The organism is Paramicrobacterium agarici, assembly GCF_002563955.1.
Lineage (GTDB): Bacteria > Actinomycetota > Actinomycetes > Actinomycetales > Microbacteriaceae > Paramicrobacterium > Paramicrobacterium agarici.
Genome location: NZ_PDJE01000001.1, coordinates 1 through 15,540, shown reverse-complemented (window position 1 = coordinate 15,540; position 15,540 = coordinate 1). Strand labels below are relative to the sequence as shown.

The window sequence follows — 15,540 nt, the reverse complement described above, 5'->3', positions numbered from 1 at the left end:
AGCGGGGCCCTCAGCATGTGCTTGTGCGTCAGCTCTTCACAGAGCCGCTCATGAGACCGCCGATGAAGTACTTGCCGAGGATGATATAGACGACAAGCGTCGGGAACGATGCGATGAGCGCTCCCGCCATCGCGGCTCCGTAGTTGGCGAGCTGAGCTCCCTGCGCGAGGTTGTTCAGGGCGAGCGACACGGGTCCGCCCTGAACATCGGTCAGGAACAGTGCGAACAGGTAGTCGTTCCACGCACTCGTGAACTGCCAGATGATCGTGACGACGAAGCCCGGGAGCGACAGCGGCAGGATGATCGACGCATAGCTGCGCAGCATCCCCGCCCCATCCATTCTCGAGGCCTCCATGAGCTCGATCGGAACGCCCTCGTAGTAGTTGCGGAAGATGAGCGTGCAGATCGGCAGACCGTAAATGACGTGCACGATCAGAAGGGTCAAGATGTTGCTGGGCATGCCGAGCGTTGTCTTCATCTCGACGAGCGGCGTCAGCACGGCCTGGTACGGAATGAACATGCCGAACAGGATCAGCGTGAACACGAGGCTCGCGTGGGGAAAACGCCAGCGGGACAGAACGAAGCCGTTCATGGACCCGAGCATCGCCGCAATGAGAGCCGCAGGGATCGCGAGCAGGAAGGTGCGGCCGAGCGCGGGAGCAAGGGCGTCCCACGCCGTCACCCAGTTATCGAACCCTGTCGGCCCGCCGTTGACGGACTCCCACGGCCAGCGAAGCGGAAGGCCCCAGGACGACTCGGGATTGACATCGGCGGGCGGCTTGAAGCTCGTGACCAGGAGCACGTACACCGGCATGAGCACGACGATGACGAAGGCGATCAGGATCACGTACTTGGCCGTGCGGCCGAGAACGAACCGAGGGCCCTTCTGCTGCGGAGCGCCGCCAGCCATCTTTCGCGTGGAGACGCCGCTGGAGAGGTCCGTCTGGGTTGCCTGGCTCATGACGACCTCTTCTCTTCACGCATCGTGTGAATCAGGTACGGAATGATGAACAGAGACGCGATGACAAGGAGCACGGTGGCGATCGCGGATGCCTTCGCGTAGTCGTTCGAGGTCAGCGCGATCCACATGTAGGTCGCCGGGACCTCGGTCTGGTAGATCGCCTTTGTCACGGCCATGATGAGGTCGAAGACCTTGAGCGACATGTGGCTCACGATGATGAGCGCCGAGAGGGCGATGGGACTCAGCTGCGGGAAGATCACGTGCCGATACAGCTTCCATTCGCTCGCGCCGTCCATGCGCGCTGCCTCCCGGAGCTCGTCGGGGATGCCGCGGAACCCGGCGAGGAACAGGGCCATGATGTAGCCGGAGAGCTGCCAGATCGCGGGCATGGCGATGGCGGCCATGCCCCAGACCGGCTCGTTCCACCACGAGTTCTGCAGAAAGTCGAGACCGACGGCCTGCAGCATCCTGTTGAGCCCTGACGCTCTGTCACCCTCGGCGCTGTTGAGGAGCCAGCGCCAGACGACACCGGATGCGACGAAGGAGACGGCCATGGGGAAGAGGTAGACCGAGCGGAAGACGCCCTCGGCCTTGACGCCCTTGTCGAGAAGCCAGGCCCAGATGAACCCGAAGATCATGGTGCCGGCGATGAAGACGACAGTGAAGACCACGAGATTCAGCAGCGAGTGCAGGAAGCGGCCCTCGGTGAGCAGCGTGATGTAGTTCTCGAAACCGACGAACGCGCCCTCCGCCGCGAGGGAATGGCGGTCGGTCATCGACACCTGGATGTTCGCGATGATCAGCCCGTAGACGAAGATCGCGACGAGGACGAGGCTGGGGGCCAGCAGCAGAAGCGGCGGTCCCCAGTTGCGTATGCCTTTGCGCACGGTTGTTGTTCTCCTCAGTCACGAGGCCCGGATGCGGTGACGCAGCCGGGCCTCGTGGGTCAGGTTGTTCAGGACAGCGCTGATTCAGCCGCTGCGACGAGCGCCTGGATCAGGGCATCCTTGTCTCGGTCAGAACCGAACTTGCCGACGGCGGATGAGATGTCGCTCGACCAAGCGATCGGCGCTGCCGCACCGTGTGCGAGCGAGCTCACGATGGTGTCGTTCGCGAACGACTCCATGGCGCTCTGCTGGTACTCGCCGTAGTCGGCCGGGTCGGCGTCGGTGCGAGCGGGGATCGAGCCCTTCACCGTGTTGAACGCCTTCTGGCCCTCAGCCGAGCTGATGGTGGTCAGCCAGTCCGTTGCTGCTTCTTCGTGCGGCGCGCCGACGGGCAGCGTGAACGAGTCGGCGAGGAAGTCGAAGACGCCGTCGGTGCCTGGCGTCGGCCACGTCGTGTACTCGGTGCCCCAGGTCTGCCCGGCCTGGGTGAAAGCAGCTTCAGCCCAGTCGCCCATGACGTTGTACGCAGCGTTGCCGTCGATGACGATCTGCGATGCGGCATCCCAGTCGAGTCCCGCGTAGTCCTGGTTGACGAAGTTCATGAGCTGGTCGTAGTGGTCGACGGCCGTCTTCACGCCATCGCTGTCCCACGCCGTCGAGCCGTCCCAGAGGCCCGCGTATCCCTCTGCGCCCAGGTCTGCGATGAGCACGTTCTCGAGCAACTGCATCTGCGTCCACTCGGTGCCGATGGCCAGGGGAGCGTCAACGCCGGAGTCCTTGACCTTCTGGAGGTCGCTGATCCAGGCATCGATCGACTCCGGAGCCTTCATCGGGTCGATTCCGGCGCTCTCGAGCACCTCGGTGTTCACCCACGTGACGTTGGCACGGTGGATGTTGCTCGGAACCGAGTAGATCTTTCCGTCGACCGTTAGTCGCTCAATGAGATCTGCCGGGAACACGTCTTTCAGGCCGAGCTCGTCGTACAGATTACTGAGGTCCTGGATCTGCTCTGCGGCGATGTAGTCGGACAGCTCGGCACCGGCGTGCGCTTGGAACGTGTCGGGCGGGTTGCCCGACTCGAGGCGTGACGCGAGCGCGGCCTTGGCGTTCGATCCGGCGCCGCCCGCGACCGCTGCGTTGATGAACTCGATGTCGGGGTACTGGGAGTTGAACTCTTCGACGAGAGCGTCGAGTCCGGCTTTCTCTGAGCCGGAGGCCCACCAGGTGAAGACCTCGACCTGGTCGGGGTTGTCTGGGTCGGATCCTCCGGATCCTCCTGACGAGCACCCCGTGAGTGCGAGGCCGACGGCGAGCGCGCCGGCCAGAATGGACATCCTCTTGCGCATGGTGCTTCCTCCATTGGAACTGTGCAAAGCCGAGTTCTTCGGTTTCTCATATTCAAATCTGAAAACGTTGCCAAACGCAAGTCGAGCGGGCAGGTGATTACTGAATCGTGATGTCGGCCCTACTGTTTGCGGCGGCGCAACTCAGTGCTCGGGGCCCCGCTCGGCCGAGCCGCGAGCGCGCAGCGTCGCGGGCAGGAGCGTCGTGCGCGCAGGGCCCCGGTACCCGTCGATGCGCTGGAACAGCTGCTCGGTTGCGATGCGCCCCATGGCGAACGGGTCCTGGGCGATCACCGAGAGCCCCGGGGTGAGCGATTCGGCGAGCTCGAAGTCGTCGAAGCCCAGAAGCGCCGGCGTCTCGGGGCGATGCCTGAGAGCGCCGAGCACACTGAGGGTCGCGCGGTTGTTGCACGTGAAGATGGCCGTGGGTGGATCGCCCGAATCCAGCATCCGTGCGAGCGCGACACGATGCTGTCCGTCTTCGGGCACGGAGGAGTGCACGAGCGCGGGATCGTACGTGATTCCGGCGGCCGTGAGGGCTTCGCGGTAGCCGCCGAGGCGCTCGACGACGGTGTACAGGTGCGCCCGGTCGGTGAGACACGCGATTCGACGATGCCCTTGCGCGATCAAGTGCGCGACACCGTCACGGCTGCTCGCGCGGTTGTCGCTGATGACAGCATCCGCAATGTCGCCGGGGGCAGGACGATCGACGAAAACCATCTGCAGCCCGGAGTCGAGAGCCGTGGCGTAGTAGCTCACGTCACCGCGTTCCGATGGGGTGACGACGATGCCCTCGAGGCGACGCGCGCTGAGAGAGTTGACGATCTGGCGTGCGCGGTCGTTCTCGCGCCGGTAAGAAGCGACAAGGAGCATTGAGCCGCGATCCCGCGCGACATCTTCGACGGACTGCGTGAGCTGCGAGAAGAACGGGTCCGTCACGTCTTCGATCACAAGACCGACGGTCTCGGTGGCCCCCGTGCGGAACTGCCTGGCTGACTCGTTGCGGCGGTAGCCCAGCTCGTCGATCGCCCGGTGCACGGCAGCGCTTTTCGCGGCGCTGACATGGGGGTCGCCGTTGACGACGCGGGACACGGTGGAGAGCCCGACCCCGGCAAGCGCGGCGACGTGCTTCATCGTCGGGTGTGTCGGGCCACTGCGACCCCTGTGCGTGTCGGGCGCCATCGCTCTCCTCGGAACAGTGCGTGAGGAAACGTTACCAAGCCACGATGCGGGGTCGTGAATCAGGCGCGTTCGGCGTACTGCTTTCTGATCACGCCGCGGTGGTCGGGAGCGGGCGTCGCGCTGATCGAGACAGGCCACGAGGGGCGCTCGCCCGCAAGAGCCCATGCCGCCTGCGCGGCAGCCCCGTCGGCGACGTACTCGCCTGGTTCGGGCACGACGACGGGGACATCGAAGACCTGCGCGGCGATCTGCTGCACGGCGGGGTTCTGCGCAGCGCCGCCGACCATGAGGATGCGGCCGGAGTCGACGCCTTGGCTGCGCACTGCATCGAGGCCGTCGGCGAGTCCGCAGAGGAGACCTTCGACGGCGGCGCGAGCGAGGTTCGGGCGGGTGGCCGAACTCAGCGTCATGCCGAAGAGCGTCGCCGTGGCATTCGGCAGGTTGGGCGTGCGCTCGCCTTCGAAGTAGGGCTGGAGCACGAGCCCGTTCGCGCCAGGTTCGGCGTCGAGTGCGAGTTCGCCGAGCGCGGCGTGGTCGACGTCGAGCAGCCGCGCGACCGCGTCGAGAATCCGCGCGGCGTTGAGGGTTGCGATGAGCGGAAGGTACGCGCCGTCCGCGGACGCGAAACCTGCGACGGTGCCGGAGGCATCGCGCGCCGGTGTGTCGGTGACCGCGAAGACGGTCCCCGAGGTGCCGATCGAGACAATGACGTCTCCCGATACCGCGCCCAGGCCAAGCGCGGCGCCGGCGTTGTCGCCGGCGCCCGCTCCCACGACGACGCCCTCGGGAGTCGTGCCCGCCGTCTCTCCGGGGGCGAGGACGCGGGGCAGAACAGCGCTGTGGCCGAGAGCGAGCTCGAAGAGCTCCGTGTCGTATTCACCGCGCTCGGCTGACCAGTACGCGGTTCCCGAGGCATCGGAGCGATCCGTTGTCAGCTGACTGAGATCGGGGCCGAGGGGGGAGTCTCCGGCGGGACCGTATCCGCGCAGCCGCCACGTCAGCCAGTCGTGCGGCAGCGCGACCGCGGCAACACGACGTGCGTTCTCCGGCTCGGCATCGCGCAGCCAGCGCAGCTTCGACGCGGTGAACGAGGCGACGGGAACGACGCCGACCCGACGCGCGTATTCCTCGGCACCGACCTCGGCGATGAGGTCGCGAGCGGCGTCGGCGCTGCGCGTGTCGTTCCACAGCAGCGCATCGCGAATCACGTTTCCCTCGGCGTCGAGCGCGACCATTCCGTGCTGCTGACCGGCGACCGAGATCGCCGACACATCCGCGAGTCCGCCGCCGTCGGCGATGGCCTCGCGCAGCGCCGTCCACCACGCGGCGGGTGCGACTTCTGTTCCCTCGGGGTGCGAGGCGCGACCCCGGCGCACGACGGCGCCCGTCGCAGCATCCCGAATGACGATCTTGCAACTCTGCGTCGACGAATCGACTCCCGCGACCAGCGCCATGTGTGTGCCTCTCGTGACAAGTGGATGCCGCGCGCGACCGCTCCGCTCGCTCGCCTGGGAACGGTCGCGCACGACACATCGGATGCTGCTAGCCGCGGGCGCCCATGAGGTGCTCGACCATCAGCTGCTGCAGTTTCACGAAGCCGAAACCCTTGCCGTTGAAGTAGGCGTCGGCGTTGAAGTCCTCGAACGACGTGCGGTCCGCGAGCAGGGCGTCGTAGCTCTCGCCGTCGCCCAGCGTCGGCGTCGACAGTTCGTCGACGCGTGCGGCCTTCAGCGCCTCCTGCACCTCGGGATCGGCGCGGAACGCTGCAGCGCGCTCCTTGAGCAGCAGGTACGTGCGCATGTTCGCGGCGGCCGATTCCCACACGCCCGACTCGTCTTCTGTGCGGCTCGGCTTGTAGTCGAAGTGGCGCGGCCCGTCGTACGCGGGGCCACCGTTCGGGCCGCCGTTCTCGAGCAGGTCGACGAGCGAGAACGCGTTCTGCAGGTCGCCGTGGCCGAACACGAGGTCCTGGTCGTACTTGATGCCGCGCTGGCCGTTGAGGTCGATGTGGAACAGCTTGCCCTGGTACAGCGCCTGCGCGATGCCCGCTGTCATGTTGAGGCCCGCCATCTGCTCGTGGCCGACCTCGGGGTTGATGCCGACGAGCTCTGGGCGCTCAAGCGTCTCGATGAATGCGAGTGCGTGGCCGAGCGTCGGCAGCAGAATGTCACCGCGGGGCTCGTTCGGCTTGGGCTCGATGGCGAAGCGGATGTCGTACCCCTTGTCGGTCACGTACTGACCGAGCAGGTTGACGGCCTCGCGGTAGCGCTCGAGGGCGGCCTGAACGTCTTTCGCGGTGTCGTACTCTGCGCCCTCGCGGCCGCCCCACATGACGAACGTCTTCGCGCCCAGTTCGGCAGCGAGGTCAATGTTGCGCAGCACTTTGCGCAGGGCGAAGCGGCGCACGGCGCGATCGTTTGAGGTGAAGCCGCCATCTTTGAAGACGGGAGCCGAGAACAGGTTCGTCGTGACCATTGGAACGACGATTCCGGTGTCGGCGAGGGCCTGCTTGAGGCGGTCGATCTGCGTCTGGCGCTCGGCGTCGGTCGACCCGAAGGCGAAGAGGTCATCGTCGTGGAAGGTGAGCCCGTACGCACCCAGCTCGCTGAGCTTCTCGACGCCGTGAACAACGTCGAGGGGAGCGCGGGTCGGGCCGCCGAAGGGGTCGGTTCCGTTGTATCCGATCGTCCAGAGTCCGAACGAGAACTTGTCGTCGCGTGTGGGGGTGAGGCTCATGAAAAACTCCGTCTGTGTCAGCACCATCGATGATTTGTCGATCTACACAACATATTAGAGCACGGATGCTGTTCGCAAAAGCCCCGCTGCGAAGCAGGACCGTCCGGCGTCCGCCCCCACCCACGGCCGACGTCGGGCCGCCGTCGCTCACCCGTGCAGTTTCGAAGATCACGCACGCGCCTTTGGTGCGTAACGCAACAAAAGGTTTTTCACGCCAGATTGCGCTTCTCGAGCGAGTTTGACCCTGCAATCCGCCGAAGCTGCACCGGATTCTCTTTGTTGGCGGCGTAGACAAAGCGAAGAATCTCGGCTATGTTTTCTCCGTCAACAAAGCCGCGTTCGATGCAGACCCCGCAACAACGGATCGAAAGCGAGCAGAGGCACCGCGAATTGCTCCCGTGCGCGGCTGACGACGTGATCGCATTTCAGAGAGGAAATCAACACATGTCCATCACCAAGAAGGTCCTCGCCCTCGGGGCCGTCGGACTCATGGCTGCGGGTCTCGCCGCATGCTCGTCTGAGGCCGAAGGCTCGACCGAAGGCGGCGCCGTCGACTGCAACGTCGGCATCTCGATGCCCACGCGTTCGCTCGAGCGCTGGATCAACGACGGCGAGCACCTCGAGAAGCTCCTCAAGGACGAAGGCTGCACCGTCGACCTGCAGTACGCAGACAACAAGACGAACAAGCAGATCAGCCAGATTCAGAACCAGATCGCCGGAGGCGCGAAGATTCTCGTCGTCGCTCCCATCGACGGAGAAGTTCTCTCTCCCGTTCTGAGCGAGGCCAAGAAGACGCAGGACGCCGTCGTGATCTCGTATGACCGGCTGATCAACGGCACAGAAGACGTCGACTACTACGCGACGTTCGACAACTACCGCGTGGGCCAGCTGCAGGGCGAGTTCATCGAGGAGCAGCTGGGTCTCGCCGACGGCGAGGGCCCGTTCAACCTCGAGCCGTTCGCGGGCAGCCCCGACGACAACAACGCGAAGTTCTTCTTCTCGGGCGCATGGGACGTTCTTCTTCCCTACGTCGAGAACGGTCAGCTCGAGGTTCCGAGCGGCAAGGCACCGAAGTCGAACGACGACTGGGCCTCCATCGGCATCCAGGGCTGGGCGTCTGACAAGGCGCAGGCCGAGATGGACAACCGCCTGACATCGTTCTACACGGGCGACGAGAAGGTCGACGTCGTGCTGTCGCCGAACGACAGCCTCGCGATCGGCATCGAGGCATCGCTCAAGTCCGCCGGTTACACCCCGGGCGAGGACTATCCGCTGATCACGGGACAGGATGCTGACAAGGCAAACGTCAAGGCGATCCTCGACGACGAGCAGTCCATGACCGTCTGGAAGGACACGCGCCAGCTCGGCGACACCGTGCGCGACATGATCATGGCGATCATCGCCGGCGACGAGGTCGAGGTCAACGACACCGAGACCTACGACAACGGAAAGAAGGTCGTTCCCTCGTACCTGCTCGAGCCGCAGGTCGTGACGAAGGAGAATGTCCAGGAGAAGCTGATCGACTCGGGCTTCATCGACGCCTCTGACGTCGGACTGTGATCGTGATGCGGCCGGTGCACGCGCACCGGCCGCATCCGTTCCCTCTCCCTTGACACGGAAAGAAGTCCCTATGCAGTCATCAAGCATTCTGACGATGTCGGACATCGCCATCTCGTTCGGTCAGGTGAAGGCGCTCGACGGCGTCTCGCTCGACGTTCACCGCGGCGAGGTCCACGGCATCTGCGGCGAGAACGGCGCAGGAAAGTCGACGCTCATGAAGGTGCTGAGCGGTGTGTACCCCGCCGGAACGTACACGGGCAGCATCCAGTTCGACGGCCACGACGTCGGCTACCGCTCCATCAACGACAGCGAGCGCGACGGCATCGTCATCATTCACCAGGAGCTTGCCCTCAGCCCCTACCTCTCCATCGCCGAGAATATCTTTCTCGGAAACGAGCAGCAGACGCGCGGCGTCATCGACTGGAACTCGACGAATGCCGAGGCGGCAAAGCTGCTCGCCCGCGTCGGCCTGCGCGAGAACCCCTCAACGCCCGTGCTCGAGCTGGGAGTGGGCAAGCAGCAGCTCGTGGAGATCGCGAAGGCGCTCTCGAAGAACGTGAAGCTGCTGATTCTCGACGAGCCGACAGCGGCCCTCAACGACGAAGACTCGGCGCACCTGCTGGGTCTGATCGAGCAGCTGCGCGACCAGGGCATCACGAGCATCATCATCTCGCACAAGCTCAGAGAGATTAAGCGCATTGCCGACAGCGTCACGATCATCAGAGACGGCAAGACGATCGAATCGTTCTCGATGTCGGAGCCCGACGCGACAGAGAACCGCATCATCCGCTCCATGGTCGGTCGCGATCTCAACAACCTCTTCCCGCCGCGCGATCCCGATATCGGGGACGAAGTGCTGCGCGTCGAGGACTGGACCGTGTATCACCCCGTCGACACGAGCCGAAAGGTTGTCGACGGAGCATCCTTCTCGGTGCGCGCCGGAGAGATCGTGGGCTTTGCCGGCCTCATGGGCGCCGGGCGAACCGAGCTGGCCATGAGCGTCTTCGGGCACTCATACGGCACGCGGATCTCGGGGCGCATCTACAAGAACGGCACAGAGATCCAGGCGCGATCGGTCGGAGAGGCGATCAGCCACGGCATCGCGTACGCGACAGAAGACCGCAAACGCTATGGCCTCAACCTGATCAAGGACATCTCGGAGAACGTCTCGTCTGCAGCCCTGGCGAAACTCTCGCGCGCGGGCGTCGTTGACCGCAATCGCGAGCACAAGGTCGCGGATTCGTACCGAGAGAAGATGAACATCAAGGCGCCGTCGGTCTCGGCGATCACGGGAAAGCTCTCGGGTGGAAACCAGCAGAAGGTCGTGCTCTCCAAGTGGATCTTCACGGGGCCCGACGTGCTGTTTCTCGACGAGCCCACGCGCGGCATCGACGTGGGTGCGAAGTACGAGATCTACGGAATCATCAATGAGCTGGCGGCGCAGGGAAAGGCCGTCGTCGTCATCTCATCGGAGCTGCCCGAGCTGCTGGGGCTGGCCGACCGAATCTACGCAATATCCGAAGGACGGCTCACGGGCGAGGTTGCTCGCGCCGATGCAACGCAGGAAGTGCTCATGGAGTACATGACAGCGGGAAAGGACTGAGGGCATGAGCACCTCGACAATGACGGCGCCCAAGACGCCGGCGCCGGAGAAGAAGCCGCGCAAGCGGCCGACGATCTCGGTCAACCTGAGGCAGTACGGGATTCTCGCCGCACTGGCGATCATCATCGTGCTGTTCCAGGTTCTGACCGACGGCCGGCTGCTGTTCCCCGGCAACATCAACAACCTCATTCAGCAGAACGCCTACGTGCTGATTCTCGCCGTCGGCATGGTCATCGTGATCATCGGCGGGCACATCGATCTGTCTGTCGGCTCGGTAGTCGCCATGGTCGGAGCCATCTCGGCGATCGCGATTCAGCAGTGGGGCCTGCCGTGGTGGCTCGCCGCGATCGTCGCCATCGCCGTCGGAGCGCTCGTCGGCGCGTGGCAAGGATTCTGGGTCGCGTTCGTGGGGATTCCGGCGTTCATCGTGACGCTCGCGGGAATGCTCTTGTTCCGCGGTCTCACGCTCGTGCTGCTGACCGGCGGAACGATCAGTGGTCTTCCCGAGGGCTTCGTCGCGATCGGCGCGGGCTGGTTCCCGGGCTGGCTCGGCGAACTCGGCGGGCGTGACGTTCTCACTCTCGTCTTCGGCGTCGTCGCCGTCGCCCTTCTGGTGCTGCAGCAGGCGCGTGCTCGCGCTGCGCAGCGCCGCCTCGACCTGGTTCGCGAGCCTCTCGTCTCGTTCTGGATCAAGCTGGGGATCGCGTCGGTGGCGATTCTCGCTCTCGCGTGGCTGCTGAGCGATTACGCGGGCACGCCGTACATTCTCATCATTCTCGCGGTGCTGATCTTGGCGTACACCTTCCTGCTGCGCAACACGGTGTTCGGGCGCCACGTGTACGCGATTGGCGGCAACCGCTTCGCGGCGATGATGAGTGGTGTGAAGACCAAGTGGATCGACTTCTTCATCCTCACGAACATGGGTCTTCTCGCCGGTCTCGCCGGAGTCGTCTCGACGGCGCGAGCCGGCGGAGCGGTCGCCTCGGCCGGTACGAACTACGAGCTCGACGCCATCGCTGCCGTGTTCATCGGCGGTGCGGCCGTCACAGGCGGCGTCGGAACGGTCGTCGGTGCCGTGATCGGTGCGCTCGTCATGGGCGTGCTCAACATGGGACTGTCGATTCTCTCGGTGGATGCTGCGTGGCAGATGGCCATCAAGGGACTTGTGCTTCTGCTTGCGGTCGCCTTCGATATCTTCAACAAGAAGCGCGGCAGCGCCGGATAGTCTCGAAGGGGCTTGAACGCAAAAAGTGGATCAGAGGGGAGCAGCGCGATGACCCATCGCGAGGCCGTCGTGCCGGATCGCGCTGCTCCCTCTTCTGGTTCCCGAACCAGCAACGATCAGCTTCGCCGGTTCAACCTGTCGATGCTCATGCAGATTCTGCACCGCAACGGCGGGTGCAGTCGGGCAGAGCTCACACGGCAAACAGGTCTCAACCGCTCGACGATCGCTGTGCTGGTCGCCGAGCTCGTGGAGGCGGGACTCGCCTATGAGGGTGAGCCCGAGACCGTTGTCGGCCAGATCGGCCGGCCGAGTCTTCGCGTGCACCCAGAGCCGCGCCTCTCGGCGATCACCGTCAACCCCGAGCACAACAGCGTCGCGATCGGGCTCATCGGCCTCGGCGGAGAGATCATCAGAAGCGTGCGCTTCGACAGCTCACGCATTCCCAGCCCCGCCGAGGCTGTGCGTGCGGCGCATTCCATCGTCGAAGGCATGCGGGGCGAGATCGAGCAGTCGTACGACCTTGTCGGCGTCGGCGTGGCCGTGCCAGGGCTCGTGAGCGCGGCGAGCGGGCGGATCGTCAACGCCCCTCAGCTGCGCTGGAAAGACGTCGACCTTGCGACCCCCATGGCGCAGGCGTTTCAGCTTCCCGTCTTCATCGCCAACGACGCGACGGTCGGTGCGATCGCCGAGAACCTGTTCGGCGCGGCGAAGGGGGCCAAAGATCTCGTCTTCGTCGACGGCAGTGCGTCGGGCATCGGCGGCGGAGTGATCATCGACGGTCAGCCGCTGCGCGGAACGTCCGGGTTCGCCGGCGAGCTCGGGCACGTCATGGTCAACAGCAACGGCACACGCTGCCACTGCGGCCGCACGGGATGCCTTGAGACCGAGGTCAATCTCGAGAGCCTGCTGCGGCTGCTCGGGCTGACGCGCGCAGACGAGCACGAGCTCGACATCGAACTGGGAGTGACCCGGGACCAGGCCGTGCTCGAAGAGGTGCGGCGCCAACTCGGGTTTCTCTCCATCGCGCTCTCGAACCTCGTGAACATCTTCGACCCCGAGGTCGTCGTTCTCGGCGGCTATCTCGGTGCGCTGCTGACGGTGTCAGACGAGCGTCTGGGCGGTGAGCTCACGCTCCGCTCCATGTCGGCGCACTCGCGATCCGTCGTGCTCGCGCGCGCCCGGCTTCGATCGCGGCGCGTCATGATCGGCGCCGCCGAGCTCGCGTTCGCCCCGCTGCTCGCCGACCCGCTCGCGTTCCGGCGAGACTGACCGCGTCACGAGGCGCTGAGGGCCGCCTTGCGCCGCGCATCGGGCGAAATGACACGCTTCGTCCAGACGATCTCGAATGCCGGGTCGAACCGGCGAGAGCACTCGCCGCACGAGGCGCGCCTGGTGGGAGCCCGGTAGCGATACAGGCGGTGGCCGCGCGGACATTCGCCGACCCACGGTGCGAGCTCATCCGCGATCTGACCGCGGTGCAGTCGCTGCCCGACGTACCCGATGTCTCTGGCGATGCGCTTCCACGAGGGGCCGTGCCCGGCTTTCGGACCGGCAAGCGCGTGCGCGACCTCGTGCAGAAGCACTTGATGGATCTCGTCGTCGTCGTACCGCGACGCGAGATATCGCGAGACCGAGATGCGCTTCGCGGTGAAATTGCACAGCCCGGCACGCTTCTTCGCATTGTCGAACGCGAAGCTCCACGACGCGTCGAGATGCAGAGAGATGAGCGCGTCAGCCCATACTCTGACTCGACCAAGATCTGCCATGGCTTAACGGTATGGCACGTCACCGACATTGCGCGCTCGATCGCGCCGCGCAACGCTCCGGCTACAGCGAAAGGTGCGACTCCGCAGCCCGAATCGCAATGAGCGATGACTCGATCTGCTCCTCAGACGCCCCGGCGTCCCTCCGCAGCTGAACCGCGGTGCGGAAGTCCTCGAGTGCGAGCTCGTACTCCTTCTGATCGAAGTACACCTTGCCCCTGTGCTGCAGAGCGAACGCCTCGTACAGCATCCACTCGTGCGTGTGCGCCTCTTCGATGAGGGAGTTCAGCTCATGAAGGGCGGGCTCGAACTCAGCGCGAAACTGCAGAACCTGCGCGCGCAGCATCCGCGGTCTCATGAGGTCGCGGCGGTTGCCCGTGAACCTCGCGAGTCGCACGGCGGCGTTCGCGGCATCGAGGGCATCGTCGAGCTGGCCGGCGACCTTCAGCAGCCACGCTTTCTCGCACAGAGCCTCAAGACTGCGCATGTTGCCGAGCTCGTCGAGGCGCTCGCCGACGGCCTTCAGGTCTACCTTCTCGCGAAGGCTCGCGGCGTCATAGCCCAAAATGATGCTCAGAGTGCTCTCCCCCTTTGTGCCCCGAAACGGCCGCTGTCGACTTCGAGGCTAACCCGATCGGCTCGCATTGATGCGCACCTCGATCAGCTTGTCGTCATCGGCGCCCGGATTTCCCCGGCCGTCGGTGTTGTTCGTCAGCAGCCAGAGAGATCCGGATGCTGTCGCCACGGCGTCGCGCACGCGACCGAACTCGCCGACGAAGAACTTCGGTCATCACCCACAGGCGTTCGCCACCCAGCCCCGCCATGTACAGCGTGTCGCCGATCGCCGCGAGACCGCTCGGGCTCGCTTCGGCCGTCGACCACTGCAGCACCGGATCTTTCGTCGTTCGTATCGACGGTAGGCCAGCCGTAGTTCGCTCCCGGTTCGATGATGTTCAGCTCGTCCCACGTGTTCTGGCCGAACTCGCTGGCCCACAGCGTTCCGTCATCGGTCCACGCCAGTCCCTGCGGGTTGCGGTGCCCGAGCGAGTACACGAGCGAACCGTCGATCGGATTGTCGTCTGGCACGCTCCCGTCGGGGGTCATGCGCAGGATCTTGCCCGCGAGCGAGTCGATGTCTTGCGCGATCTCGCCCCGGTCGCGTCTCCCGTCGTGGCGTACAGCATGCCATCGGGCCCGAATGCGAGGCGACCGCCGTTGTGAATGGAGGCTTTCGGGATGCCGGTGAGAACGACTGTGCTGGCTCCGAGTTGCGGATCATCGGGCAGCCCGGTCACCGGGTAGCGCAGAATGCGATTGTCGCTCGCGGTCGTGACATATGCGTACAGCCACGCGTCGCCATCGTCGTCGTGCAGTGCGAGGCCGAGCAGGCCGCCCTCACCTCCGGGCGCTGCCTGGTCGACCGTCGCGACGACGTTGAGGGCGCCGCCCGCGGCGAGATGCACGATCTGCGCGGCATCGCGCAGCGAGAGAAGAGCGCCGCCGTCGAGAGGGACCACCGACCAGGGTGCGTCGAGGTTCGTTGCGAGAACGTCGTATTCCCCACTCGGCATTCCTGGCGCGCCGCTGTCGGCGGACGCGGAAGCGCGAGGATCGGTCGGCACTTCTGTGCTCGTGCACGCCGTAAGAAGCAGAGCGGATGCTGCCAGAAGCGCTGCGCTCGACAGCATCCGCTGGGAATATGCTCTCGATGGCATGGTCACAGTCCGAACACGGTGCGCGACGGCTCAGGAGACGGCGTCGCCTCGGCGTCAGACACCGGGCGAGCGCCTGCCATGAAGTCCCGCAGTTCGCGGCCCGCGACGAGCTTTGCCGGATACGGTCCTCCCGCAAGAAGTCGAGGCACCATGTCGAGCGGCAGCATCGACCGCGAGGCGACGAGCACGACGTTGCCGAAGCGACGTCCCTTGAGAATCTGCGTGTCGGCGAGGGCAGCCACCTCGCCGAACACCTCGCTCAGCGTTGCGGCCTGACCGCGGGCGAACGCAAGACCCGGCCCGTCGGCGACGTTGACGGCGAGCATTCCGTCGGGCGAGAGCAGCGCAGAGACCATCGCGTAGAACTCGGTGCTGGTCACGTGGGCAGGGGTCTGCGCGCCATTGAAGATGTCGCTGATCACGAGGTCGACAGTGCCGTGCAGACCGGCCGGAAGGCGGCCGAGCACCTCGCGGGCGTCGCCGTATCGCACGCGAATCTGGGCGCGCTTGGGCCACGGCAGGTGCTCGCGCACAAATCCACGAGGTCGCGCTCGAGCTCGATCAC

Annotated in this window: 12 protein-coding genes and 2 pseudogenes; 4 read left to right on the top strand and 10 right to left on the bottom strand. The window is 65.2% G+C overall.

The window, feature by feature from the left end:
• Positions 1 to 28: 28 nt before the first annotated feature.
• From ATJ78_RS00070 to xylA, 6 genes are all read right to left on the bottom strand, one after another.
• Positions 29 to 961, bottom strand: coding sequence for a carbohydrate ABC transporter permease (locus ATJ78_RS00070; protein WP_098405753.1), 933 nt, complete (start codon positions 959 to 961; stop codon positions 29 to 31).
• Positions 958 to 1,848 (bottom strand): carbohydrate ABC transporter permease, encoded by an 891-nt coding sequence (locus ATJ78_RS00065; protein ID WP_098405752.1) that lies wholly within the window; start codon positions 1,846 to 1,848, stop codon positions 958 to 960. The genes ATJ78_RS00070 and ATJ78_RS00065 overlap by 4 nt, the downstream gene beginning before the upstream one ends.
• 68 nt (positions 1,849 to 1,916) lie before the next feature.
• Positions 1,917 to 3,194: an ABC transporter substrate-binding protein gene (locus tag ATJ78_RS00060; protein WP_098405751.1), complete on the bottom strand. Its 1,278-nt coding sequence runs from the start codon at positions 3,192 to 3,194 to the stop codon at positions 1,917 to 1,919.
• A 141-nt stretch (positions 3,195 to 3,335) separates the two neighbouring features.
• Positions 3,336 to 4,373, bottom strand: coding sequence for a LacI family DNA-binding transcriptional regulator (locus ATJ78_RS00055; protein WP_098405750.1), 1,038 nt, complete (start codon positions 4,371 to 4,373; stop codon positions 3,336 to 3,338).
• A 59-nt stretch (positions 4,374 to 4,432) separates the two neighbouring features.
• On the bottom strand, positions 4,433 to 5,827 hold the full coding sequence (gene xylB / locus ATJ78_RS00050; RefSeq protein WP_098405749.1) for a xylulokinase: 1,395 nt from the start codon (positions 5,825 to 5,827) through the stop codon (positions 4,433 to 4,435).
• Between the two features lie 88 nt (positions 5,828 to 5,915).
• Positions 5,916 to 7,109, bottom strand: a complete 1,194-nt coding sequence (gene xylA, locus ATJ78_RS00045) for a xylose isomerase (RefSeq protein WP_098409095.1) — start codon at positions 7,107 to 7,109, stop codon at positions 5,916 to 5,918.
• Positions 7,110 to 7,553: 444 nt separating this feature from the next.
• Between xylA and chvE the strand changes: the two genes are divergently transcribed.
• From chvE to ATJ78_RS00025, 4 genes are all read left to right on the top strand, one after another.
• Entirely contained in the window at positions 7,554 to 8,669 is a 1,116-nt protein-coding gene (chvE, locus tag ATJ78_RS00040) for a multiple monosaccharide ABC transporter substrate-binding protein (protein ID WP_098405748.1), read from the top strand.
• Positions 8,670 to 8,739: 70 nt separating this feature from the next.
• Positions 8,740 to 10,272 carry a multiple monosaccharide ABC transporter ATP-binding protein gene (mmsA, locus tag ATJ78_RS00035; RefSeq protein ID WP_098405747.1) on the top strand — a complete coding sequence of 511 codons (1,533 nt, stop codon included), beginning with the start codon at positions 8,740 to 8,742 and terminating at the stop codon, positions 10,270 to 10,272.
• A gap of 4 nt (positions 10,273 to 10,276) precedes the next feature.
• Positions 10,277 to 11,497: a multiple monosaccharide ABC transporter permease gene (mmsB, locus tag ATJ78_RS00030; RefSeq protein WP_098405746.1), complete on the top strand. Its 1,221-nt coding sequence runs from the start codon at positions 10,277 to 10,279 to the stop codon at positions 11,495 to 11,497.
• A 48-nt stretch (positions 11,498 to 11,545) separates the two neighbouring features.
• Complete coding sequence (locus ATJ78_RS00025; RefSeq protein WP_098405745.1) at positions 11,546 to 12,766, top strand: ROK family protein; 1,221 nt, start codon at positions 11,546 to 11,548, stop codon at positions 12,764 to 12,766.
• Between the two features lie 5 nt (positions 12,767 to 12,771).
• Here ATJ78_RS00025 and ATJ78_RS00020 read toward each other — a convergent pair whose 3' ends face one another.
• From ATJ78_RS00020 to ATJ78_RS00005, 4 genes and pseudogenes are all read right to left on the bottom strand, one after another.
• Positions 12,772 to 13,263 carry a SprT-like domain-containing protein gene (locus ATJ78_RS00020; protein WP_098405744.1) on the bottom strand — a complete coding sequence of 164 codons (492 nt, stop codon included), beginning with the start codon at positions 13,261 to 13,263 and terminating at the stop codon, positions 12,772 to 12,774.
• A gap of 61 nt (positions 13,264 to 13,324) precedes the next feature.
• Positions 13,325 to 13,825, bottom strand: a complete 501-nt coding sequence (locus tag ATJ78_RS00015) for a tetratricopeptide repeat protein (RefSeq protein WP_245836141.1) — start codon at positions 13,823 to 13,825, stop codon at positions 13,325 to 13,327.
• A gap of 146 nt (positions 13,826 to 13,971) precedes the next feature.
• Positions 13,972 to 14,831: pseudogene (locus tag ATJ78_RS00010) on the bottom strand (PQQ-dependent sugar dehydrogenase).
• A 146-nt stretch (positions 14,832 to 14,977) separates the two neighbouring features.
• Positions 14,978 to 15,540 (bottom strand): annotated as a pseudogene (locus tag ATJ78_RS00005) (spermidine synthase); the annotation flags it as partial.

Coding starts and splice junctions, on each gene's coding strand:
- ATJ78_RS00070 (WP_098405753.1), bottom strand. CDS start 961: ATGAGCCAGGCAACCCAGACGGACCTCTCCAGCGGCGTCTCCACGCGA.
- mmsB (WP_098405746.1), top strand. CDS start 10,277: ATGAGCACCTCGACAATGACGGCGCCCAAGACGCCGGCGCCGGAGAAG.
- mmsA (WP_098405747.1), top strand. CDS start 8,740: ATGCAGTCATCAAGCATTCTGACGATGTCGGACATCGCCATCTCGTTC.
- ATJ78_RS00020 (WP_098405744.1), bottom strand. CDS start 13,263: ATGGCAGATCTTGGTCGAGTCAGAGTATGGGCTGACGCGCTCATCTCT.
- ATJ78_RS00025 (WP_098405745.1), top strand. CDS start 11,546: ATGACCCATCGCGAGGCCGTCGTGCCGGATCGCGCTGCTCCCTCTTCT.
- chvE (WP_098405748.1), top strand. CDS start 7,554: ATGTCCATCACCAAGAAGGTCCTCGCCCTCGGGGCCGTCGGACTCATG.
- xylA (WP_098409095.1), bottom strand. CDS start 7,109: ATGAGCCTCACCCCCACACGCGACGACAAGTTCTCGTTCGGACTCTGG.
- ATJ78_RS00060 (WP_098405751.1), bottom strand. CDS start 3,194: ATGCGCAAGAGGATGTCCATTCTGGCCGGCGCGCTCGCCGTCGGCCTC.
- ATJ78_RS00055 (WP_098405750.1), bottom strand. CDS start 4,373: ATGGCGCCCGACACGCACAGGGGTCGCAGTGGCCCGACACACCCGACG.
- xylB (WP_098405749.1), bottom strand. CDS start 5,827: ATGGCGCTGGTCGCGGGAGTCGATTCGTCGACGCAGAGTTGCAAGATC.